Source organism: Kordia sp. E (assembly GCF_056033805.1).
The window spans coordinates 1,525,171-1,546,919 of record NZ_JBRASR010000002.1; the positions used below are offsets into that span (position 1 = coordinate 1,525,171).

The 21,749-nt window shown below is 31.1% G+C and carries 24 protein-coding genes; 9 read left to right on the plus strand and 15 right to left on the minus strand.

The window, feature by feature from the left end:
- Positions 1-44: 44 nt before the first annotated feature.
- From ACUUYC_RS09825 to ACUUYC_RS09840, 4 genes are read right to left on the minus strand one after another with little or no spacing between them, the layout of a single operon-like run.
- Complete coding sequence (locus ACUUYC_RS09825) at positions 45-686, minus strand: response regulator transcription factor (RefSeq protein ID WP_474265553.1); 642 nt, start codon at positions 684-686, stop codon at positions 45-47.
- Positions 686-1,462, minus strand: a complete 777-nt coding sequence (locus ACUUYC_RS09830) for a sensor histidine kinase (RefSeq protein WP_474265554.1) — start codon at positions 1,460-1,462, stop codon at positions 686-688. The genes ACUUYC_RS09825 and ACUUYC_RS09830 overlap by 1 nt, the downstream gene beginning before the upstream one ends.
- Complete coding sequence (locus tag ACUUYC_RS09835; protein WP_474265555.1) at positions 1,438-2,112, minus strand: hypothetical protein; 675 nt, start codon at positions 2,110-2,112, stop codon at positions 1,438-1,440. The genes ACUUYC_RS09830 and ACUUYC_RS09835 overlap by 25 nt, the downstream gene beginning before the upstream one ends.
- 1 nt (position 2,113) lies before the next feature.
- Complete coding sequence (locus ACUUYC_RS09840; RefSeq protein ID WP_474265556.1) at positions 2,114-2,815, minus strand: hypothetical protein; 702 nt, start codon at positions 2,813-2,815, stop codon at positions 2,114-2,116.
- Between the two features lie 259 nt (positions 2,816-3,074).
- Here ACUUYC_RS09840 and ACUUYC_RS09845 point away from each other — a divergent pair, with 259 nt between their 5' ends.
- The 3 genes from ACUUYC_RS09845 (at position 3,075) to ACUUYC_RS09855 (ending at position 6,960) form a co-directional block, all read left to right on the plus strand.
- Entirely contained in the window at positions 3,075-5,162 is a 2,088-nt protein-coding gene (locus ACUUYC_RS09845; protein WP_474265558.1) for a hypothetical protein, read from the plus strand.
- 125 nt (positions 5,163-5,287) lie between these two features.
- Positions 5,288-6,430 carry a methionine aminotransferase gene (locus tag ACUUYC_RS09850; RefSeq protein WP_474266373.1) on the plus strand — a complete coding sequence of 381 codons (1,143 nt, stop codon included), beginning with the start codon at positions 5,288-5,290 and terminating at the stop codon, positions 6,428-6,430.
- A 95-nt stretch (positions 6,431-6,525) separates the two neighbouring features.
- A complete protein-coding gene (locus ACUUYC_RS09855; RefSeq protein WP_474265560.1) occupies positions 6,526-6,960 on the plus strand; it encodes a hypothetical protein in 435 nt (144 codons plus the stop codon).
- A 62-nt stretch (positions 6,961-7,022) separates the two neighbouring features.
- Here the strand turns inward: ACUUYC_RS09855 and ACUUYC_RS09860 are convergent, their stop codons facing one another.
- From ACUUYC_RS09860 to ACUUYC_RS09900, 9 genes are all read right to left on the minus strand, one after another.
- Positions 7,023-7,211 carry a hypothetical protein gene (locus ACUUYC_RS09860; protein ID WP_474265562.1) on the minus strand — a complete coding sequence of 63 codons (189 nt, stop codon included), beginning with the start codon at positions 7,209-7,211 and terminating at the stop codon, positions 7,023-7,025.
- Positions 7,212-7,243: 32 nt separating this feature from the next.
- Entirely contained in the window at positions 7,244-7,399 is a 156-nt protein-coding gene (locus ACUUYC_RS09865) for a hypothetical protein (RefSeq protein WP_474265564.1), read from the minus strand.
- 211 nt (positions 7,400-7,610) lie between these two features.
- Positions 7,611-7,772: a hypothetical protein gene (locus tag ACUUYC_RS09870; RefSeq protein WP_474265566.1), complete on the minus strand. Its 162-nt coding sequence runs from the start codon at positions 7,770-7,772 to the stop codon at positions 7,611-7,613.
- An 83-nt stretch (positions 7,773-7,855) separates the two neighbouring features.
- Positions 7,856-9,550, minus strand: coding sequence for a helix-turn-helix domain-containing protein (locus ACUUYC_RS09875; RefSeq protein ID WP_474265568.1), 1,695 nt, complete (start codon positions 9,548-9,550; stop codon positions 7,856-7,858).
- A gap of 208 nt (positions 9,551-9,758) precedes the next feature.
- Positions 9,759-9,941, minus strand: coding sequence for a hypothetical protein (locus ACUUYC_RS09880; RefSeq protein ID WP_474265570.1), 183 nt, complete (start codon positions 9,939-9,941; stop codon positions 9,759-9,761).
- Positions 9,942-10,005: 64 nt separating this feature from the next.
- Positions 10,006-10,203, minus strand: a complete 198-nt coding sequence (locus ACUUYC_RS09885) for a hypothetical protein (RefSeq protein ID WP_474265572.1) — start codon at positions 10,201-10,203, stop codon at positions 10,006-10,008.
- A 174-nt stretch (positions 10,204-10,377) separates the two neighbouring features.
- On the minus strand, positions 10,378-10,551 hold the full coding sequence (locus ACUUYC_RS09890) for a hypothetical protein (protein ID WP_474265574.1): 174 nt from the start codon (positions 10,549-10,551) through the stop codon (positions 10,378-10,380).
- Between the two features lie 98 nt (positions 10,552-10,649).
- On the minus strand, positions 10,650-12,347 hold the full coding sequence (locus ACUUYC_RS09895; protein ID WP_474265576.1) for a helix-turn-helix domain-containing protein: 1,698 nt from the start codon (positions 12,345-12,347) through the stop codon (positions 10,650-10,652).
- 237 nt (positions 12,348-12,584) lie between these two features.
- Entirely contained in the window at positions 12,585-13,466 is an 882-nt protein-coding gene (locus ACUUYC_RS09900; RefSeq protein WP_474265578.1) for a thioredoxin family protein, read from the minus strand.
- Between the two features lie 225 nt (positions 13,467-13,691).
- On the opposite strand from ACUUYC_RS09900, the gene ACUUYC_RS09905 reads away from it, so the two are divergent.
- The 3 genes from ACUUYC_RS09905 (at position 13,692) to ACUUYC_RS09915 (ending at position 16,224) form a co-directional block, all read left to right on the plus strand.
- Complete coding sequence (locus ACUUYC_RS09905) at positions 13,692-14,660, plus strand: sensor histidine kinase (RefSeq protein WP_474265580.1); 969 nt, start codon at positions 13,692-13,694, stop codon at positions 14,658-14,660.
- 2 nt (positions 14,661-14,662) lie between these two features.
- On the plus strand, positions 14,663-15,367 hold the full coding sequence (locus ACUUYC_RS09910) for a LytR/AlgR family response regulator transcription factor (protein WP_474265582.1): 705 nt from the start codon (positions 14,663-14,665) through the stop codon (positions 15,365-15,367).
- Between the two features lie 74 nt (positions 15,368-15,441).
- Positions 15,442-16,224 carry an amidohydrolase gene (locus ACUUYC_RS09915; protein ID WP_474265584.1) on the plus strand — a complete coding sequence of 261 codons (783 nt, stop codon included), beginning with the start codon at positions 15,442-15,444 and terminating at the stop codon, positions 16,222-16,224.
- A gap of 256 nt (positions 16,225-16,480) precedes the next feature.
- Here the strand turns inward: ACUUYC_RS09915 and ACUUYC_RS09920 are convergent, their stop codons facing one another.
- Together ACUUYC_RS09920 and ACUUYC_RS09925 are read right to left on the minus strand one after the other, a co-directional pair.
- A complete protein-coding gene (locus tag ACUUYC_RS09920; RefSeq protein ID WP_474265586.1) occupies positions 16,481-18,097 on the minus strand; it encodes an Ig-like domain-containing domain in 1,617 nt (538 codons plus the stop codon).
- A gap of 60 nt (positions 18,098-18,157) precedes the next feature.
- The gene (locus tag ACUUYC_RS09925) at positions 18,158-18,847 is read right to left on the minus strand and encodes a ComF family protein (RefSeq protein WP_474265588.1); all 690 of its coding nucleotides are present in this window, start codon (positions 18,845-18,847) and stop codon (positions 18,158-18,160) included.
- A 50-nt stretch (positions 18,848-18,897) separates the two neighbouring features.
- Between ACUUYC_RS09925 and ACUUYC_RS09930 the strand changes: the two genes are divergently transcribed.
- From ACUUYC_RS09930 to ACUUYC_RS09940, 3 genes are all read left to right on the plus strand, one after another.
- On the plus strand, positions 18,898-19,302 hold the full coding sequence (locus ACUUYC_RS09930) for a hypothetical protein (protein ID WP_474265590.1): 405 nt from the start codon (positions 18,898-18,900) through the stop codon (positions 19,300-19,302).
- A gap of 136 nt (positions 19,303-19,438) precedes the next feature.
- Positions 19,439-19,993 (plus strand): class I SAM-dependent methyltransferase, encoded by a 555-nt coding sequence (locus ACUUYC_RS09935; RefSeq protein WP_474265592.1) that lies wholly within the window; start codon positions 19,439-19,441, stop codon positions 19,991-19,993.
- Between the two features lie 36 nt (positions 19,994-20,029).
- Positions 20,030-21,571, plus strand: a complete 1,542-nt coding sequence (locus tag ACUUYC_RS09940) for a glycine--tRNA ligase (protein WP_474265593.1) — start codon at positions 20,030-20,032, stop codon at positions 21,569-21,571.
- Positions 21,572-21,749: the final 178 nt, after the last annotated feature.

Consider the following 21,749-nt stretch of genomic DNA (forward strand, 5'->3'; position numbering starts at 1 on the left):
TTTATAACGAATTGGCGTTCTCTTTCTTCTATGCAAGCATTCTATTATTTGTCATATCCGTTTTTAAGCGCATAAACAGCTAAGCCTACACGCGATTTTAGGTTTAATTTCCCAAACAAACTATCTCTATAATTTTCAATAGTACGTGGACTGCAAAACATTTTTTCAGCAATTTCTTTATACGTCATTTCAGTAATCGTATATGCTAAAAACTCTATTTCTCGCTCAGAAAGATTGGCTTTCAAGTTAACATTAATAGTATTTTCGCTGATAGACATAAATATTTTGGAAGAAGCCCAATCAGGAAAAAAATAACCTTTATCAACTAAAATATTTAATCCTTTTTCCAACTCTGTAGGTTGTGCATTTTTAAGCATGTATCCTCTTGCACCATTTTTCACCATTTTTATCAAACTCTGCTCATCATCTTGCATGCTTAATGCCATGATCAAAATAGTTGGATGTGTTTCTTTTAACCATAAAGCAGTTGTAAAACCATCCATAACTGGCATACTAATATCTAACAAAACAATATCTGGTAACGCTTTAGTTTTTAATTTTTCCTGAAAATCCAACCCGTTTTCACAAATGTGTATGACTTCAAATTGTGGAAAATTTGAAATAATACTTTTCAGTGCATTCGCAATTAAAATATGATCATCTACAATGGCAATAGTATGTTTCATTACATAGGAATTTTTAAAGTTAAACGAGTTCCAGTCTTTGGTTCACTTTCCAAAAGGAAAATACCATTAATAATCTCAGTTCGCTTTTTCATATTCTGTAAACCGATACCTTTGGTTTTTAGATTTTTTGTATCAAATCCTTTTCCGTCATCTATAAGTTGTAATTGTAATTGTGTTGATGTATTAGACAAATTGATTTCTATCTTTTTACAATGTGCATGTTTAATGCTATTTTGAATGAACTCTTGTGTAACCCGCAATAAAATACTTTTCATTTGATATGAAAGTGCTAACGCTTCTGAATGATCGTAAAATTCGATATTGTAAACTTGTAATCCTTTGATTTTTTTACATTCTTCTTTAATTAGTGCTGAAAGTGAATTGTTTTCAATAGTATCATCTGTCAAAGATTTTGAAAGACTTCGTAATTCATACAAAGAATCATTAATAATTTCATTAATAGAATTGATTGTATCAGTTACTTGTGGCGCTTTATTTTCAAAAACAAGTTGTTGCAAATACAAACTAGATAAAGTAAGTTTTTGCCCAACATTGTCATGAATTTCTTGCCCAATATGCCGCATCGTTTCTTTTTGAATTTCCGCCTGTGTTTCTAACAATTCTTTTTTGTGAAGTTCATCTAAAGTTTCTAACTCTTTAGTATGTTTTTTCTTTTTGATACGATACGCACGTACAAACAAAATAATTGCCCACACAAATGGAATAAAGATGATATAAAAAATAATAACCATTATTTCAATTGAATTTTTCCCCATATAAATGATGCTGCAAAGAGCAAATACATTAAATAATTAGTAATAAAAAAATAGTATACAAATGCGTCAAAAAGTTCTTTGTGAGACTCTTGAAATTCTCCATTAGAAAGTGCGGTCATTGGATATGTTCCAATGTAAAAGAGCAAAACACCTGCATTTACATAAAACATTTTATTCGTTTTAAAATTGAGAATATTTTCGTCTTTAATTTGCTTAATGAATTCTAATACAACTAAAAAAGCAAGTAGAGTAGTGCCAATAATAATGCTAAAAAAACGAATTTCTTGTTGTGTATCACAGTACAATGCAGTAATCAAAAAAGTGCATAAATAAATTGCAAAAAAACTATAAAACAACTGTTTTTTATGCAAAGAGGTATATGCATACAACCAAAAAAAGAAGATGTACTGAGCTGGAATACCAAAAAAAGTATAATAACCACCTCTGAATTCCTGAATAGATAAAGAGGTTTTGTCATTAATGACTAAAATCCAGAAAATTTCTTGAATACAAATAAAAATTAGGTAAAGGGAGAACCATTTCCAATGTGAGTTTTTCAACTTTAATAAAAAAATACAACCAACGAATGCTGTGCTACATTCTAGCATTAGTAATATAACTTTTAGGATATGTTGTACTTCTTCAGACATTTTAATTTTCTATAAAAAAGAGACCTTTTGCATCCCCAGGAGGAAATAAACCACCATGATTTATAGCTGCATCAGAGTCATTCTCAGTTCTACTATAACCTAACGACATATAGATGTTTTTAGGGGACTTATTTTGATTGTGTTGATCATTGTCATTTGGTTGCCAACCATAACCTACTGATGATGACAAACTATTAGATCGATATGTTCCTGGATCAATCGGATTGAAATCATAATTAGTTGTTTCATTATTTGCTCTTACAGTAGGAATCATAACAAGTGTATGTTTTTGTATATAATTAGCACTTTTGGCGTTTGATAAGCCAATTTGATTTTTAATGTACTTAGCATTGTTTGGATAACTAGCATAATATATACGAATACCGAGTTGTGTGTCAGTAACAGTAGGATCAATATCTTTTGTTTTTTGTTCAATATGATATATAAATCTCTTCAGCCTAACCAAATCAAACCAAATAGCTTTTGAATCTTGCATACTCATATTACTTTCAATGTGCTTTAGCTGATTGTTCTCATATGTCTTAGTCATTTCTTTTATTACCTCAATAGGCAATGTGCTAATAGGATCAGAAGAATAGTCAACGCAAAACGGTGTTTTAGCCGCAGTAGTTGTTTCATAAATGCTAAAGCAAATTATAATAATTGCTAAAGTCACTGTGAGTGTTAAAATAATTTTTTTCATTTTATCGTGTTTTTAAAGTTATTAAAATAATTTGTAATTACCCTACAAATAAACAGTAAATTCTTACTAAACAAAAAGTGATAAAGCCTTAATAGTCAGGGTTAAATAGCCTAAAATATTTCCGTTGACTACAAGCTATTTATGGGTTTATCGCTCTTCAATTTAAAGGAAAGGTTTTATGAGATTTGTACAATACTGCAGTGTACAACTAAATCAAATAGTGGTTTAGTGGCTCTTTAAAAATTTAAATCAAGCAATTATGAAAGCAAAAAAAATAGACTTAGAAGATCGCTATGGTCTTAAAATGAATTTGATTTCGAACCTAAACTATTACGGAAATCTGGAAGCCAAACTTTATGGAGAACCCTTTAAAAGTATTGTGAATTCTACGTTGTTTGAAGAACTTGGTTGTACAAGTTATCATCCAGCTAAAGAAGAATTAAGAAGTTCCATAAAAATAAAAAAAGTAGAAGGATACTTAGGAAACTTCAATCAGCAAGGAAGTTATGAATATGTCCGCTATTATATAGATTATGAAAATAACGGAACATGGGAAGATGTAGGAGTTACAAGTGTTAAAGTGCATAATGTAGAGAATCATGAGGGATTATGCTATGGAATAAAACTTAAGATTACACCAACTATTATACGTGCTTGTAATGAATCACCTGTATTGCCAAAAGTAAGAGCTATATTATCATGGAATATAGTGCCGCCAGCCAATACGCCTAATTATACTCCAATATGGGGAAATGTAAAAGAAGCCAACATACAAATAGCACCAAAACAGTCCTTTTTACTACCAAATTTTGATCTTCCAGTATATTCAGATTTTACAGCATTTCCAACTATTAACAAATTGCCTATTTACAACACAAAAAAGAGTTGGTTTCCATTAAATACATTCAAGGAATCATATGCAAAAGAAGCAACGGATGGACGTTTAATGTCTATGTCTTTAAAAAATATCAATGCATTTAGTTTAAAGGATATTATAAAATGGCAAACGAAGTTTAAATTTGAAAACATAGATTTTACGAAAGAACTACAAATTCTAAAAACCCCACAATTCAATACTGCATATGAAGAATTAACCTGTGTGAGTTTTAGCTCCGAATTTAGTGAATTGCACGCAGACATTCATATCAAAAAAAGTGCAGGATATTCGGGGAATTTATGCAGTAACGGAAGTAGAGAGTTCGTAGCTTTTTATATGGACTTTGGATCAGGTTGGAAATTTATGGGAACATCTTCTGTAAAAGTATTCGATGTCGAAGAAATGCCAGTAGGAGGATTGTGGTATACTGTATTTTTACCTGTTGATTTAGCTCCGTATGACGAAGAAATTAGTGCTAGTGGGAAAGCTAAAATAAAAGGAATTCTTTCTTGGAATACACCGCCAGAACCTGAAAATGCTGAATATGTTTCAGCATGGGGCGATTGGGAAATTTGTGAAACAGGATTGAAAGAATTAGTCTTGCCTACAAGTCAAACGGTAAATAAACCTGAAATTGTAAATATTGGCGGTATTAAAATAGGTATTATTAATCAAGTAACTGGTTTGGCAAAAGGGGTTAGTAGTGGTATTGAAGCTGATTACAGTCCTTTTGATGGGAAAATAAAAATTAAGGGCGTACTATGGAATCCGGTGGAAGATGCTGGTTATAAAATAATGATCAAAGAACCATCATCTTCTGTGTATGGATTGAAAAAAGAATTTCCTGTTGAAGTTACAGAGTTAGATTCAATCTCAGGAATGGGAATTAAAAAAAGCATATTGCAAAAACCAACAGATGGATATTATGATTATTTACCAAATTCGACAACACACGTCACTGATAGTTTATTGGGAGAATTTACACCAACAGAAAGTGGAATTCACGAGATCTATATTGAAAGTGATACTGGTCAAAGAAGCGACGAAACAGTCCGTTTTATGGTAGATAAAGATGCTCCAATAGTAGATGTAAACATTACGAATGGAACAGGTAACTGCGGTAAATTTACGAAAGGAACTGAAGTTAGTGGAACTTTTAAAGTTGAAAACGATACACATTTAAATGAAGTATCATTATGGTTAGCGCCAAACAATTCAGCCGCAGCAATTGAAATCACAGATTTCAATATAAGTGCTGGTGATACAGGAACAAAAACTAATAGTAAGATCTCAGTTAATGATACGGATAGTGATTTGGATTCAGTTGAAGGAACATGGGAAATTAATACAAGTACATTAGTTCCTTGTGGATATACAGTTCATATTGGTGCTTCCGATAGAACTATTGTAAACAGTAATAGTGTTGGAAAATCTTCTAGCGGAGTTTCCAAAGGATTCTGTTTAGAATAAGGTTGTGCTAAAACATCAGTTTATTGGTATTATTGTTTTTATTTGAGGTATTCTTTTAAAAAATCATACAAATTCACGATTTTTAACAAAAGTAAATCAGTAAGAATACTAATGCCAATAAAATGATCCAACATACATCCAAGCTTCCAAATGTAGGAACAACAATTTTTACAGTAATGAGTCAACTTGCGGCTAAGGAAAACGCAATTAACCTTTCACAAGGATTTCCAAACTTTCCTTCCGATCCTAAGTTGATAGAAATGGTGCAACAAGCTTTGCGCGAAAACTACAATCAATATGCACCAATGCCAGGCGCACTGATTTTACGAGAAGCGATTGCAGAGAAAATGGAGTATTTGTATCAAAGAAAATATGATCCAGCTTCAGAAGTTGTAGTCACAGTTGGTGCCACAGAAGCTATTTTTAACATTATAAGCGCGTTTGTGCGACCAAATGACGAAGTTGTTATATTTACTCCAGCATACGATTGTTATGCGCCTGCGATAGAAGTACATGGTGGAAAAGTTATACCTATTCAATTGAAAGGGAAAGAGTTTTCTATGGATTGGGATGAAGTAAGAAGCAAAATCAATAGTAAAACGAAATTGATGATTATCAACACGCCACACAATCCGAGTGGAACCGTGTTGTCAAAAGCAGATATGTTGGAATTATCATCAATTTTAGAAAATACAAATATCATTTTACTCAGTGATGAAGTTTACGAACATATTGTGTTTGATGGCGAACAACATCAAAGTGCTGCGTTATTTCCAAAACTAGCCGAACGTACTTTTATCACAGCTTCTTTTGGAAAAACATTTCATAATACTGGTTGGAGAATTGGCTATTGCGTAGCACCAAAAGAGTTGATGAACGAGTTTAAAAAAGTTCATCAATTTAATGTGTTTTCAGTGCATCATCCAACACAAATTGCCATTGGAAACTATTTAAAAGCTCCAGAAAATTATCTACAGTTGCCTGCATTTTTTCAGCAAAAGCGAGATTTCTTTCTAAACGAAATCAAAGACTCACGTTTTACATGGAAACCATCGCAAGGAACATATTTTCAAGTATTATCTTATGAGAATATCACAGACGAATTAGATACAGAATTTGCAAAGCACTTAACGCGAGAATACAAAATTGCGTCTATTCCACTTTCAGTATTCAATACTAACAAAGAAGATCATAAGTTGTTGCGTTTCTGTTTTGCTAAAACGGAAGAAACGTTGAAACAAGCAGCTGAAATATTAAATAAAATTTAATATTTTGGTATGCATATTGCAAATAGCAATTACATAACAATAAATAATATTCAATGAAGTACACTAAATGCATTATAGCACTCATTTTTATGTGTGTGTTTACAAGCGTTCATGCCCAAAAAGTAGTATATAGCGGAAAAGAATACAAAGTTGATAAAGAAGAAATTTATCTTAACGGAGTTAATGTGACAAGTACGCTTACAGCTGAAGAGAAAAAGACAATTATAGCTACTTTAGAAGCAAATGAGAAGAAACTAAAAGAAGAAAAAAAAGCGATTAAGCAAAAGAGAAAAGAAGAAAAGAAACATAAAAAAGTTCAGAAGAAAGTTAGAAAGCTAGAGAAGGAATTAAAACGGAAGAAGAAAAGGCAGAAAAAAGCTTTAAAAGCAAAAATGAAATATGAAAAGGCCTTGAAGAAGTATAAAAAACTAAAACGTAAAAATAAACTTTCTCCTGAAGATGAAGTAAAGTGGCAAAAGAAGATAGAAAAGTTGCAAAAGAGAATGAAAAAAGCCGAAAGAAAGCTTTAGAAAATATAAAAAAAGCTCCTGAAATTTCAGGAGCTTTCTTCATTATCACAGTATCGTTACTACTATTTTGGAGCAGTACAGATTCCTGGAGGTCCAGTTCTATAGCACCATCTGTTGTATGTGAAATTACAAAACTCTGGTTCTACTGAAATAACAGGAGTATATGTTCCTCCTTTTACTGAGTTGCTAACTTGAAAAGTAGTTATCTTCTCTTTTGATAATCGTAAATTTTTTAAATTCTTTTTTTTCATGATATTTAAAATTTATAGTTAATAAAATTTTTTTAATGTACGTGACATGATGTAATGCACAAAGAAGTTCTACTATTACAATCACCAATACGTGTGAATCCACCAAGAACTTCTTGTTGTGTTTGCTTGTCTAAATTTGCGATAGATGCTTTTACTAATTTTAAAGATTTTGTTTTTTGAGTTTTCATACTAGATTATTTTATAATTAATTAATGATTCACTTATATGTAAGATTTAGTGAATTTGGTTTCTTAAAAGTATGTTGGAAAATTTACCATTCAAAAGATTGTTGGCGCAAGAGAAACAAAAATTAAAGCAATTGAGGTAGTATAAAAAATGAGATAAAAAAATCGGAAGCAGTACTTCCGATTTTAACATGTGAATTATTAAATGTATAAATTAAAAACATTGGTTTCCTGCGCAAAAAGAACCAAGACCACTTACTTCTTCATCAAAAGTTAATGTGCGTGTTCCACCTTTTAACAGGGAAGCAGTTGTTTGATTAATTTTAGCAATAGTTGCCTTTTTAAGATACATTTTTTTTAAAGTTTTCACTTTCATAAGTATTGATTTTGAGTTGAAATTTCATCAAGTAAGATAGCTTATAAAAGTATTTGTTGTATAGTGGTTGAACCTCAAATTAACTAATTTGAGTCATTGTTTTCAGTATTATCTTCAAGATTTTTAATATAATAAGAAGGGTAGAGTTTTGTGTAAGCTTTGAAGTATTTTGTAAACGAATTTGTACTCTTATATCCAATTTCTTCGGCAATATGCTTAATAGAATAGTTTCGAAATCTCGAATCTTCTTTCAAGCGCTTCAATACATATTCAATGCGTAATTCGTTAATATACTCATAGAATTTTTTCTGTTTGTAAGTGCTTATAATTTTAGATAAATAAGTTGTATTAGTCTTTACTTTTTTAGCCATATTTTGCAAATTGCAATTGCTATTCAGAAAATATAAAGAATGCTCAAGTTTTTCCAAACCTTCTAAAATGGCTTCTATTTTTTTATCTCTTATCTTAAATTCTGGTTTCTTTTCAGGCATCTTTTTAGTCTCTATTTCTGAAACTAATTTTTCAAAAATGACTTTTTTTTCTTTTCGGATTTTAATGAATTTAAACAGAAAAAAACCACACAAACCTAATACAAAAACCGTAAATAGAATTACATAAACCAATCGACTTTCTAATTTAGAAGTTAATGAAGACAAATCATCATTTTTCTTCCGAATGGTTTCGTACAAATCTTTAATGACTTCAATATTTTGAGTTTCATTGTATTTGTTCAATTCAATATATTTTTCCGTGTATGCTAAATGTGATGCAGATTGTTCAAGTTTTTCATATGTATTGGCTAAAGCCCGATAGGTACCTAATAATTCTGGTGGATTGAAACTATTTTTAGTAACTGAATTTTTATTAGTGATAATGGTTTCTACGTTTTTGAGGAATTCAATTGCTTTCTCATATGATTTTAATTCATAGTACGATTTTCCGATATAATAGTAGATTTCCGTCAATCGGTTATTATTGTTCAACCTTTTGGTAATCTTTTCTGCTTTCGTTAAATAATCAATCGCGACTTCAAAATCACCTTTAATAAAATAGGCAATTCCAATATCAATATAAAAATAACTAACACCTTCATCGTCATTAATGGCCAAGCTTTTTTGCAAGCCAATTTTTGAATAATACAAGGTAGAATCAGGTTGATGCAAACGTAAAAAAGTACCACCAATTCCCATGTATGAATTAATGACAATGAGTTGGTCTTTAAATGTATGTTTTTCAGCTAAAAGCGCATTGTTTTTATAAATTTCTAAGGCTTCCTCATAAAATTCCATGCGTCTTTTTACTTTCGCAATATTTGCTTTAGCACGAACAATTAATTCAACTTTTTTTGAATTTGTTCCAATATCAAGCGCTTTCAAATAGTTTGCCAATGCTTCTTTATTGTCTCCTAAATATACAATTGCATTTCCTCTAGCAAGAAAAGCAACTGCTTTTGAAAATTCATCTTTCAATACATTGGCAGAAACAATTGCAGAATCTGAATATTTAATAGCAAGCGAATAATTACCTTCTATATTGGCAATGCGACTTTTTTGGAAGTATGCATTGTAAATTCCTCGTTGATTATGGGTTCGTTTACTCTTTTCAAGCAGAATTTGTGCATATTTATTGGCTAGATCCGGATTAGAATGTTTTTGTTCAATAATGAATGCCATAATTTCTTCAGAAGAAGCGTCTTCGGGCATTTCCTGAGCAAAAATGTTTGAAGCAACAAGTACGAAACCAATAAAACTCCAAAAATTTGCCATCTTTCGTATCATAAAAACTCTTTTAACGGAAATGATATGTTCTTTTTTGAAAAGTAAAGTCAAATTTTGGTAGGATATTGTAATCATGACTTTTTCCGAAGAACATAAAGAAGTTAAAAATAATAATAATAAAATATATTCATCTTGTTTTAAGATTTTTCTGCATAAAAAAAGCTTCTCAGATGAGAAGCTCTTTTTAAAGTATATGTGAATTAAATTGCTATTGGCAATTTGTTTGATTTCCTGTAAGACACCATGATCCTGTTTGTCCACCAGTTTCACCACAACCAAAACATGAACGAGTTGGAGTTTGCCAAGGCAATGTTCCTCCTTTGATAGCATGTTCTCCTAATTGACTTACTTGTTTTTTATTTAATGCTAGTTTTCGAAGTTGTTTTTTCATGATTTTGATTTTTTAGAGTATGATTAATTTTTTTAATAAATATAATAATGTTGTGTTGCAAAGATTACTCAGGCATACTTCCACCACTATAAATTCTTGTTGTTAAAAATGGAGGACAAGGATCCATAGTACAATTTGTATCGTGACACATATTACCTCCTTTAACATTACTAGTGCTTCTTGGCATCATTGCAGAAATTTTCTCTTTTTTAAATACAAGCTTCTCAAAAGTAAATTCTTTGTTTAGATTCTTTTTTTTCATGAGTATGGGTTTTTATGATTTATTAACCTTTTCAAGATAGACAAGAAATCGACGCAGAAATAGCCGTATTTGGGTAGATACATAAAAAATTTACGTTTTTGCGTACAAAAAAACCAGAAGAAATACTTCTGGTTATCTATTGGAATTTAGGGTTTTATGGTTGTGAAAATACTCTTATTCAGAAGTGTTGTATTCACAAAACATATACCCTGGACAAATAGTAATTGGTACTGAGTCTAAGTCCGAAACTGGACGTGTTCCACCTTTTAATGCTTCTAAACAATTTGTTTCCATATTAGCAATTAAACGCTTACGTAAATGCATAGTTTTTAAGCTCTTTTTTTTCATAATTGATTATTTAAAGTTATTGTTTTCGGCTTGAAAATAAACATATTTTGTATCGTAAGTTATATGTTGAAGTAAACCTGCAACTCAAATTTATAAATTTACGGTGTCATTTTTTCTTTTTCATTTAAGTTTTGAATGTAAAAAGAAGGATAGAGTTTGGTGTGTGCTTTAAAGTGTTTCGTGAATGAATTGGTACTTTTATACCCAATTTCTTCAGCAATATTTTTAATGGAATATTTTCGAAATTTTGAATCTTCTTTTAATTGTTTTACAACATACTGAATTCGTAATTCGTTAATATATTCCGTAAATTTTTTCTGTTTATGTGAGCCAATAATTTTTGATAAATAACTTGTATTCGTTTTTATCTTTTTTGCTACATTTTGTAATGAACAATTACTATTTAAGAAATACAAAGAAGCTTCTAGTTTGTCTAAACGAGCCAGAATTTCTTCTACTTTTTTATCTTGAATTATCACATTTGTTTTTTTCTTTTGCAGACTTTGACGTTCTATCTTTTCTAGTAATTGCTCAAAAATGATTTTATTTTTTTTGCGTATTTTGATAAATCGCCAAATAAAATAGATACAGCATAACAACACTACTAATGCAATAATTGAAATCACTTTGACAGTATCTTTCAATCGCGATTCGGAAGAAGTCAACTCCTCATTTTCTTTATTAGCATCATCTAATAAGGTTTCGTATACATTTGTACGATCAATATCTTTTAGTTTATCTAGTACTTTATATTGCTCAAAACTTGCATTCGATTTTTCAATCTCACCTTGCTTTTTATATACATCAGCCAACAATTCATACGTACTTAATAGAATATGAGGATTAAACTCCAATGCATTTTTAGTTTTGTTTTCTTGGGTTACAGTTTCTTTTGTCAATTCTAAAAACTCAACTGCTTTTATGTAATTTTCTAATCCTACATACGATTTTCCAATATAATAATATACTTCTACCAATCGTTTTTTATTCTTTAGCTCTAATGTAATCGTTTCTGCTTTTTTCAAATACATGATTGCTTTTTCAAACTCGCTTTTCATGTAATATGCAATTCCCATATCGATATAAAAATAACTTTCTCCTTCCGCATCATTATTTTCAGAAGCATACGTAAGTCCTGGTTTTGCGTATACAAGTGTTGAATCTGGTTGTGATAGATTTAAAAACGTTCCTGTGAGTCCTAAATATGTATTGATGCCAATTGTTTGTTTTTCAAAACCATGTTGTTTGCATAGTTTAAAATTCTCTTTATACATTTTTAGTGCTTCTTCATAAAAATGTACATTGCGTTTTACTTTTGCAATATTTGCTATCGACATGATTTGAGACAATGGGTCATCACTTTTTTTAGCATAATCTAAAGCTTTTAAATATTGAATCAATGCTTCATCATCGTTACCAAGAGATACATGCACATTTCCTTTGGTAAGTAATGCTTTTGATATAAATATGTTGCTTTCAGATTTTTTTGCAGTATGTACTGCTTTTTCGGCAAATTGAAGACCAGTTTTATGTTTTCCTTGAATATTGGCAATTCGCGCTAGCTGATAATAAGCTTTAAACTCATGTTCTACGTTTTTTTCGGTTTCACTTCTTTGTAAAAGTAATTCCGCATTTCTATGTGCAGCTTCTGGGTCAGAAAATTTTTGTTTTAAGATAAATTCATATAGTTCTGCTAAAGAAGCATTTTCAGGAAGTTGCTGTGCTTGTGCTGAAAAAGGAAAAGTGATTAAGATTAAAGTGATGAAAATCAAAATTTTTGTGACCGATCTAATCATAAACCTCTTTTTTGGGAAATATAGTTCTATACAAATTGTGCTTTAAAAATAGGTAGAAATCGTGGAAGCGCAATTCCATCAGTATTTCGTTTTTAATACTGAATACGACTAAAATAAGAATAATAAAAAATAGAATCCTCTTTTTGAATCATATTTTTAAAAAAACAAAAAGCAGTGCCAAAATCTCACATGGAGAAGCACTGCTTTTCTAACAAACTTTGCGTTGATTTGATAATTTTACATTTTTGCTAACATCATTTTTGCGTTTTTGTCGTTTGCGTCTAATGTTAATACTTTGGTGTAAAATTCTTTTGCTTTGGTATAATTTTTATCGACAAAATATGCTTCTGCCAAACTATCATAGCCGTTTTTGTTTTTTGGAAATAGTTTTGTGTTTATCGTAAAGACGGTAATTGCTTTTGAAATCGCTTTCGCGCGAAGCAACACATATCCATAAGTATTTAATTCTTTTAAACTTTTAGAATAAGGCGTAATTTTAGAAACTACGTTCGCTAGATTTTCCGTAACATAATTTTCACCTTTTTTGTTAAATACATTATCTAATTGCGTCACAATTTGATAGTTGTGTTCATATGATTTTTTACGACAGATCTTGAGTAAGTCAGCTTCAAAGCTTTCCACTGGATGTTCTACAATTCTGCCAACTTCTTTGCCTTTTTTATTGTAAACGATAAATGTTGGTACACGATGAATATTCATACCTTTTTCTTCACCATTCGGACCCTGTTTGTACTGTTCACTACCATTATTGAGTCCGACAACACGTAATTTGCTTTCAGGAAAATTTGCTTCTTCCAAGACTTTATAAAATTTTGGAACTTCACGTTTACTATCGCCACACCAAGTTCCCATAAAAACGGTAATTGTGTATTTTTTTAGCTTTCGTTGTAATTTTTTTATCGCCTTTGCATCAGGTTTATACGCTTCATAATTTGGTGTAAACCATTTGTTAAAGGAGTTTTGGGTGAAACCATCTTTCGTGATTTCTCCTAACATTTTTTCGCGCCCTTTTGTGTCTTTTGTAACTTGATTCACCTCTTGCGAAAGCGAAATTTGCATCATAAAAAGTGTAATGCACACTATAAAAAGTCTGTTCATTTTTTTTGGTTATTTTAAATTGATGATTCAAACATCGTTCAAGCGAAAGCGACAAACTAAAAAAATGTACAGCATGCATATATCTATTTATGAAAAGCATTTTTTGAAAAGATGTACTTCTTGTACAGAAAAGAGAAGTTTGTACAACAAAGCATGTATTTTATCCACTTATATTTGACCAGTTCTAGGTTTCTTAGTATTTTGATTGCTTGTAAAAATCCCAACATGAATTTTTTTAGCTACAGAATTTCTAAAATCCTGATTCACATTTTATTCTGGACATTGTTCATTGTAGTTTCCCTATTTTACTTTTCAGATTACTATTGGGCAGAAAACCCATTCTTACAATACTTATCCATCTTAGTCGTAATTGTGTACACAAACGATTTTGTGTTATTACCGTTTTTTGAAAAGAAAAAATGGTATACGTTGTATATTTTACTCATTGCATTGATCAGTTTTTTGGCAACACAATTGTATTGTAATGTCTTTGCAGAGTGCGGATGTAGTATTGCGAAATGCTTATCGGATTATGTGTGGCAAACCATTGTGCCGATTATATTTTTCTCCTTTATTTGGATGTTATTTCGTTATTTAAAAAAGAAAGATGAAGTAGAAGCTATTCAACAAAAACATACAGAAATGGAATTGAAATTTCTGAAATCACAGATAAATCCGCATGTGTTATTCAATAATTTAAACACTATTTATTCGTATTCTTTAGAAAAACCAGCACAAGTTCCTGATATGATTTTGATGCTTTCCAATAACTTAAAACATGTATTGTATGAAAGTAATGCAACCTTTGTTTCATTGGAAAAAGAGCTTACATTTATTGATAATTACTTAAAGTTTCAAGAAATTCGGACGGAAGGAATCAAAACGATTCAATATGCCAAACAAATTGATCGTGACAACTATAATATTGCACCGTTATTATTAATTACACTTATTGAAAATGCCTTTAAACATAGTATTATGAATAGTGTGATTGATCTGAATATTTCTGTGGAAAATGGAGTGTTGGAATGTGTGTGTTCAAATAAGTTTGATCCGACAAAAGAAGCAAAAGAAGATAAAATTGGATTGCAAAATTTAAAAAAACGCTTGGAATTGATTTATAAAGATGACTACGAGTTACTGATTGATGCCCAAGAAACCTATCGTGTAATTTTGAAATTAAAGCTGACATGAATATGAAATGTATCATTATTGAAGATGAAATTCCTGCGCAGCGAATTCTAAAAACGTATATCGCTAAAGTTTCTCATTTGGAATTAGTAGGAACGTTTAATGCAGCTTTAAAAGCATACGATACGTTGTATTCGGAAGAAATTGATTTAATTTTTTTAGATATTAATTTGCCTGACATTTCTGGTTTGAGTTTTTTGCGGACACTAAAAAATCCACCAACAATAATCATGACAACTGCATATCCTGATTATGCAGTAGAAAGTTTTGAGTTTGAAACAATTATTGATTATTTGGTCAAACCATTTTCATTGGAACGTTTCCTAAAAGCAATTCAAAAAACACAACGAAATCAACCGAAAGTTATTCCGGTAGAAACTCCAAAAACTGCTTCTGACACCTTGTTTTTAAACGTTGATAAAACATTTCATAAAATTCAGTTTCAAGATATTTTTTATGTAGAATCGGAACGAAATTATTTGACAGTAGTAAGTACACAACAAAAATTATCATTCATTGCTAGCTTGCGAACTTGGAAAGAAAAATTGCCACAAAACCAGTTTATTCAAATTCATAAATCGTTTGTAATCAATGTAAAACATGTTGATAAAATTACAGGGAATGAAGTGTATATTCATGACAAACGCATTCCGATTGGTAGAACTTTTAAAGCAAAACTGTTTGAAGTGTTAGAGATTAATGGGAAATAGTTTTACTTTTACGATACACACGTAATTTTCGATACAAATTTGCAATGCAAATTCATTCGAACTGAATACATCACATGGAAAGCCAAGAATTAAAAGTAGCACTTATACAAACCAATCTTATTTGGGAACATCCAGCAGAAAATCGTTTGCAATTAGACAAAAAAATCAATGCCATTTCAGAAACAGTTGATGTAATTGTATTGCCCGAAATGTTTACGTCTGGTTTTACAATGAATCCAGAACGTATTGCAGAATCCATGGATGGAGAAATACTCACTTGGTTGAAAAGTTTGGCAGCTAAAAAGAATGCAGCAATTACAGGAAGTTTGGTGATTTCAGAAAATGGAAATCATTACAATCGATCTGTTTTTGTGTTTCCTTCAGGGGAAATTAAAACCTATGACAAGCGACATACTTTTACATTGGCTGGCGAACATGAAGTGTATACAGCTGGAGCTGAAAAAAACATCATTACCTACAAAGGTTGGAAAATATGTCCATTGATTTGTTATGATTTGCGTTTTCCGGTTTGGGCTCGAAATGTGGAAGATTATGATGTTTTAGTATACGTGGCAAATTGGCCAAAGCCAAGAATTAACGCTTGGGATGCATTATTAAAAGCGCGCGCTATTGAAAATATGAGTTATTGTATTGGTGTGAATAGAGTAGGACTCGATGCAAATTCGCATGAATATCCAGGGCATTGCGCAGCGTATGATGTATTGGGCGAAAAGCTAACCAATATTGAACCAAATAAGGAAGAAACTGCTATTGTAACGCTTACAAAATCGAATATTGAAACCTATCGAAATAAGTTGAAGTTTTTAGATGATAAAGATGTGTTTGAGTTGTCTTAGTTACAACTTTAGATGAAATTATTTCTGAATTAGAAATGGTACTTGGTGACGATCTTCAGAAATAATGAACGAAAAGTAGAATTGCAAAGCGTAGCTTTAAGCATGAAGCGTATGAGTGAATGTTGCTTAGCAATTTCCTATAGATCGTCTTGACTTTTTTGGTTCGTTTTTGTGTCAAGACAAAAATGAACGTTATAAAAAATATTGATGTATAACTTTATAGATTTTTAAGACTTTTCAGAAAATACAATGACTTTTACTTTAAAATAAGCGTTTCATCCCGATCCCAATTGGCACGCAATTCAATTTTTTCTGGATGATAGACAACACGTTCTGGCTGAATGTTTTTCAGGTAATTTCCTGTGTCCCACTTTCCATTTTTATTTGTATCTAATATAGCACGAATGTAAATATTTTGCGGCTCAATATTAAGGAAGTTATAACTAGGTTTTGCTTCAGTAACATATTCTTCGGCAATGACTTCAAGTTTTTCATTAATGATTTGAATAATCAGAGGATATTCATTGACATTCTGAAGTGTTAATTTAATATTTCCATAATCTTTTGCTTCTTTTGTCGTCAATCTATAATTTAAAGTATCATTTGCTTCACCAAAGAAATCTGTAATTGTTTTTGGCAACATTGTAACCGTATAACGTTGTCCTTCTTCTTTCTCAAATAAGATATCCAAACGATTTTTTTCTTCATTGAATTTTGATGTAAATTCTACAGCAACTGAATCTTTATTTTGAATTGAAATGATGCTTTTGTCAGTAGCAACAATTGGCGTATTTGCACTAACACTAAAATCGCCATTTAGCGGAATAATTCCTCTAGGATTTGATTTTACTTGTAATGAATCACCTTTTAAATCTTTCATTTTCACAGTGAACTCTGCTTCATAATCATTTTTGGATACTTTGAAAATCAACGAATCTGTTTTTGGCGTTAAATGTTTAAACCAATAACGAAGCGTGTCTTTGTCAGGATCTTGTGTAATTTTGGCTCTAAAGCTATCAGACACTTTCGATAACAGGTCAATTTTCATATCCTTTCCTTCACCTTCATATCCAAAAGCAATCATTTCTTTGGAAATTTGCGCTGGACGCGTAGCTCTAAAAACAGGAATTTCTTTAAATAGCGTAATTGTATACGACGAATCTGTTGGAATTGTTACTTCTTGCTCTACATATCCAATTTTATCTGTTTTCGGATTGAATAAATAATTGCTCGCTACATCTTTCATAGCAACCAACTTGTATTTTCCGGCACGTAAATTTGAAAGCTTAAAGTCAGAAACACTATCTAATGTATTTGTAATATATGTTGGTGTCTTTTTAAAAATAGTAGAATCGTTATACGTAGAATCAATTTCATATAACATTACGGAAACAAATGTTTCAGGACTTTTATTTAACGCATCTTTAATAGCGCCACCAACTTCTAAGGAATCAATATAATCGCCTGTAGAAAACACATACTTAAAATATTCATACGGGTTTTCTTCATTATTATCTACAATACTTTGACCAAAATTAAAAGAGTACGTTGTGTTTTCTTGAAGTGTATCTGTAATTTGAATATCAATATACTTACTTGCGCCACCTTGCGGATACACTATATAACCACCTTCTTTTATTGGTGGTGAAATGATCAATTGCTTTCGAATGTCTTTTACTTTAATATATTCATCAAAATAAATTCGAATACGTTTTTGGTCAAAATTAGTAGTAAAATCTTCAGGTTGCGACTTTACCATTTTTGGTGGTTCTGTATCAGGATCTCCACCTGTAGGAACACCTCGCTTAGCACAATTTACCAAGGATAAAAAGATAAGCGTTGCAATACTGAAAAATAATAAACGATGTTTCATTAACGATGACTAAAATAATGTGGTACAAATTAACTAATTATTTTCGGGACACACGAACATTTAACTTGCTATTGACATAGTTGCAATACTAATTTTGATATTTGGTATTTTTTTAAGTGCATTTGCACAAGCCTCTAAAGTTGCGCCTGTAGTAATGACATCATCTATAAGTAGAATGTGTGCATTTTCTAATTTTTCAAAATTTTTAACTTCAAAAGAATGTTGTGCAGTCATCCAACGTGCAGCACGTTTTTTAAAAGCTTGCGTTTTGGTATTGCTTATTTTTATTAAAACATCATCCACATACGTTGCTTTTAAATGTGTTGAAAGCTGTTTCCCAAATGTTGTTACTTGATTATATCCTCGTTTTCGGAATCGTTTTTTGTGTAATGGAACAGGAATTATATGTGTAATGGTCTCATAAGAGACTTCATTTTTTAAATCAGTACCGAGCATATCGCCAAGAATAGTTCCAACTTCTTGTTGGCCTTTATACTTTAGTTGATGCAATAGTTGTTGTACCATTCCATTCTTTTTATAATGGAGTAATGAAGTCGCGTTTTCGAGGAGTACACGTCCGTAGAAGCTATTTATTACAGGGTTTTCAGAATGTTTATGATATGAAGTAAATGGTAAATTGTGTCTGCAACGCGTGCAAATATGTTGTTCTTGATGTATTAATTTGGAAGAACAACCTAAGCAAATTGCAGGAAAAAAGGCAGAGACAATATTATTTAATATATTTACCAATTGATAAGTGAAAATTTTAACATGTTGAGTTTAAAAATACTACTTTTTTTATGAGTGGCGTTACAAAAGATACAATTCAGAAAATATTACTAATTGCTTTAGCGGCAATGACTGTGTCGATGGTACTGATTTCTGTTTTTAATCATAATGACAACAGAGAAAAAAACGATTATCTCGATAATGAAAAGGTATTAGTGCGTGAAGAATTGATGGACATTATCAAAAATTACGATCATTTAGCGAAACAAAATACTACAGACGCTTTGATTCTAAAATCGGAACGTAAAAAAGCAAAAGAATTACTTGAACAAGTTGAAAAAACTGTTTTAGACTACGAAAGCATTATCAAATATCGAAAACAATTGCTTGCATTACGGAAAACCAATCGTCAATTACAACGCAAACTAGACGGAAGTAATATGCAAGGCACAAGTTTGAATACTACTTATTTTTAGTAGTAATTTTCTACACTTATAATTCATCATATTTAAAAAAGCAAAGAATAGGTTAAAAAAGACATTATTTCATGAATATTTTCTTTACTTCGCGTTAGATTCAAAAATTCATCATCAAGCCTTAAAATCTCCTCCATTGGATAGATTAAAATTTTTTAGAGAAGCGATACGCGATATTAAAACTTCGGGAACTATTTTCCCAAGTTCACGATTTTTATCACGAAGAATTGTAAAGAATATTGACTTTTCTAAAGTAAAAGTAATTGTAGAATTTGGTTCTGGAAACGGAATCATTACAAAAGAAATTTTAAAAAGAATTCAACCGCAGACAAAACTAATTGCGTTTGAAGTCAATGATAAATTTGTTGAATCCTTAGAAAAAATAAAACATTCGCAATTAATTTTAGAAAAAGTATCCGCAGAAGATATCACACCAATTCTAAAAAAACACGGTTTTGACAAGGCAGATTGTATCATTTCGAGCTTGCCACTAACCAATATTCCTACAGAAATAAGCGATAAGATATTAGACAATGCTTACGATGCAATGGAAAAAGATAGCTTATTTGTTCAGTACCAATACAGTCTTACCTATTACAAAAAACTCAAAGAAGTATTCCATGATAATGTGAAGTTATCGTTTGAAGCATTCAATATTCCACCAGCTTTTGTGTACATCGCTCAAAAATAGCTTGTAGCTAATTCACAAACGTTTTATATTTGCGCCATGGCAAAACAAGACGACCAATTTAAGAAGGTAGTATCACACGCAAAAGAATACGGTTATATATTTCAATCAAGTGAAATTTATGACGGGTTAAGTGCTGTATACGATTATGCTCAAAATGGAGCAGAGTTAAAGAAAAATATACGCGACTATTGGTGGAAAGCAATGGTGCAAATGAACGAAAATATTGTAGGGATTGATGCTGCAATATTGATGCATCCAACTACTTGGAAGGCTTCCGGCCACGTTGACGCGTTTAATGATCCTTTAATTGATAACAAAGATTCTAAAAAACGTTACCGCGCCGATGTTTTAGTCGAAGAACACAGAGAAAAAATTGTTCAAAAAATAAACAAAGACATTACAAAAGCTAAAAAGCGTTTTGGAGATGCGTTTAATGAAGAAGAATTTCGTTCTACAAATCCGAATGTACTACGTCGTCAAAAACAAATTGATGAAATAAGTAACGAACTGGCACGTGTACAGGAAGAGAATGATTTAGAAGGATTCAAGCAACTTATCGAGGATTTAGGTATTGTCGATTCTGTTTCTGGTTCTAAAAACTGGACAGAAGTGAAGCAATTCAACTTAATGTTTGGAACAAAATTAGGTGCTTCCGCTGATAGTGCAATGGATTTATATTTACGACCAGAAACGGCACAAGGTATTTTTGTGAATTTCCTAAACGTACAAAAAACAGGTCGTATGAAAATTCCTTTCGGAATTGCACAGACAGGAAAAGCATTCCGTAACGAAATTGTTGCACGTCAGTTTATCTTTAGACAACGTGAATTTGAACAAATGGAAATGCAATTCTTTGTAAAACCAGGAACGCAAAAAGAATGGTACGAGCAATGGAAAGAGAATCGTATGAAGTGGCATTTGTCATTAGGAATGGGCGAAGAAAATTACCGTTTCCACGATCATGATAAATTAGCACATTATGCTGATGCTGCCGCAGATATTGAGTTTAAATTTCCATTCGGATTTAAAGAATTAGAAGGAATTCATTCGCGAACAGATTTTGATTTAAAAGCACATGAAAAGCATTCAGGTAAAAAGTTGCAATACTTTGATCATGAGGCAAAAGAAAGCTATACACCTTATGTTGTAGAAACTTCTATTGGATTGGATCGTATGTTTTTAGCAATCTTTTCAAATTCGCTAGTAGAAGAGACATTGGAAGATGGTTCACAACGAACAGTTTTACGTTTACCTGCGGTTTTAGCACCAACAAAAGCGGCGGTTTTACCATTGGTTAAAAAAGATGGTTTGCCAGAAATTGCACGTAAAATTATAGATGATTTAAAGTTTGATTTCAATGTGATTTATGATGAAAAAGATGCAGTTGGACGTCGTTACAGAAGACAAGATGCTGCTGGAACACCATTTTGTATTACGGTTGATCATGATACATTAGAAGACAATATGGTAACCATTCGTCATAGAGATACGATGGAACAACAACGAGTGAAAATTGAAGATGTTCGTAGCATTATCAACAAAGAAGTTGACATGCGCGCTTGGTTACAGAAAATGTAATACATACACACATAAAATATAAAAAAGCAATGCAATTCGCATTGCTTTTTTTATTAGTGAAACCTAACTTTGAAAAGCTTTTGAGTTTATATATTACCTTAATATATCGTCTGTTTTAATTAGTTAATAGATTGAAAATTAATATATTAAATATATATAGTACTTAAAATATCGATCG

What these genes read in the sequence shown, in the direction of transcription:
- ACUUYC_RS09875 (WP_474265568.1), bottom strand. Translation starts at nt 9,550, where the DNA reads ATGATACGAAAGATGGCAAATTTTTGGAGTTTTATTGGTTTCGTACTT.
- ACUUYC_RS09910 (WP_474265582.1), top strand. Translation starts at nt 14,663, where the DNA reads ATGAAATGTATCATTATTGAAGATGAAATTCCTGCGCAGCGAATTCTA.
- ACUUYC_RS09825 (WP_474265553.1), bottom strand. Translation starts at nt 686, where the DNA reads ATGAAACATACTATTGCCATTGTAGATGATCATATTTTAATTGCGAAT.
- ACUUYC_RS09900 (WP_474265578.1), bottom strand. Translation starts at nt 13,466, where the DNA reads ATGAACAGACTTTTTATAGTGTGCATTACACTTTTTATGATGCAAATT.
- ACUUYC_RS09830 (WP_474265554.1), bottom strand. Translation starts at nt 1,462, where the DNA reads ATGGGGAAAAATTCAATTGAAATAATGGTTATTATTTTTTATATCATC.
- ACUUYC_RS09860 (WP_474265562.1), bottom strand. Translation starts at nt 7,211, where the DNA reads ATGAAAAAAAAGAATTTAAAAAATTTACGATTATCAAAAGAGAAGATA.
- ACUUYC_RS09920 (WP_474265586.1), bottom strand. Translation starts at nt 18,097, where the DNA reads ATGAAACATCGTTTATTATTTTTCAGTATTGCAACGCTTATCTTTTTA.
- ACUUYC_RS09840 (WP_474265556.1), bottom strand. Translation starts at nt 2,815, where the DNA reads ATGAAAAAAATTATTTTAACACTCACAGTGACTTTAGCAATTATTATA.
- ACUUYC_RS09905 (WP_474265580.1), top strand. Translation starts at nt 13,692, where the DNA reads ATGAATTTTTTTAGCTACAGAATTTCTAAAATCCTGATTCACATTTTA.
- ACUUYC_RS09915 (WP_474265584.1), top strand. Translation starts at nt 15,442, where the DNA reads ATGGAAAGCCAAGAATTAAAAGTAGCACTTATACAAACCAATCTTATT.
- ACUUYC_RS09845 (WP_474265558.1), top strand. Translation starts at nt 3,075, where the DNA reads ATGAAAGCAAAAAAAATAGACTTAGAAGATCGCTATGGTCTTAAAATG.
- ACUUYC_RS09870 (WP_474265566.1), bottom strand. Translation starts at nt 7,772, where the DNA reads ATGAAAGTGAAAACTTTAAAAAAAATGTATCTTAAAAAGGCAACTATT.
- ACUUYC_RS09880 (WP_474265570.1), bottom strand. Translation starts at nt 9,941, where the DNA reads ATGAAAAAACAACTTCGAAAACTAGCATTAAATAAAAAACAAGTAAGT.
- ACUUYC_RS09930 (WP_474265590.1), top strand. Translation starts at nt 18,898, where the DNA reads ATGAGTGGCGTTACAAAAGATACAATTCAGAAAATATTACTAATTGCT.
- ACUUYC_RS09885 (WP_474265572.1), bottom strand. Translation starts at nt 10,203, where the DNA reads ATGAAAAAAAAGAATCTAAACAAAGAATTTACTTTTGAGAAGCTTGTA.
- ACUUYC_RS09890 (WP_474265574.1), bottom strand. Translation starts at nt 10,551, where the DNA reads ATGAAAAAAAAGAGCTTAAAAACTATGCATTTACGTAAGCGTTTAATT.
- ACUUYC_RS09865 (WP_474265564.1), bottom strand. Translation starts at nt 7,399, where the DNA reads ATGAAAACTCAAAAAACAAAATCTTTAAAATTAGTAAAAGCATCTATC.
- ACUUYC_RS09940 (WP_474265593.1), top strand. Translation starts at nt 20,030, where the DNA reads ATGGCAAAACAAGACGACCAATTTAAGAAGGTAGTATCACACGCAAAA.
- ACUUYC_RS09895 (WP_474265576.1), bottom strand. Translation starts at nt 12,347, where the DNA reads ATGATTAGATCGGTCACAAAAATTTTGATTTTCATCACTTTAATCTTA.
- ACUUYC_RS09835 (WP_474265555.1), bottom strand. Translation starts at nt 2,112, where the DNA reads ATGTCTGAAGAAGTACAACATATCCTAAAAGTTATATTACTAATGCTA.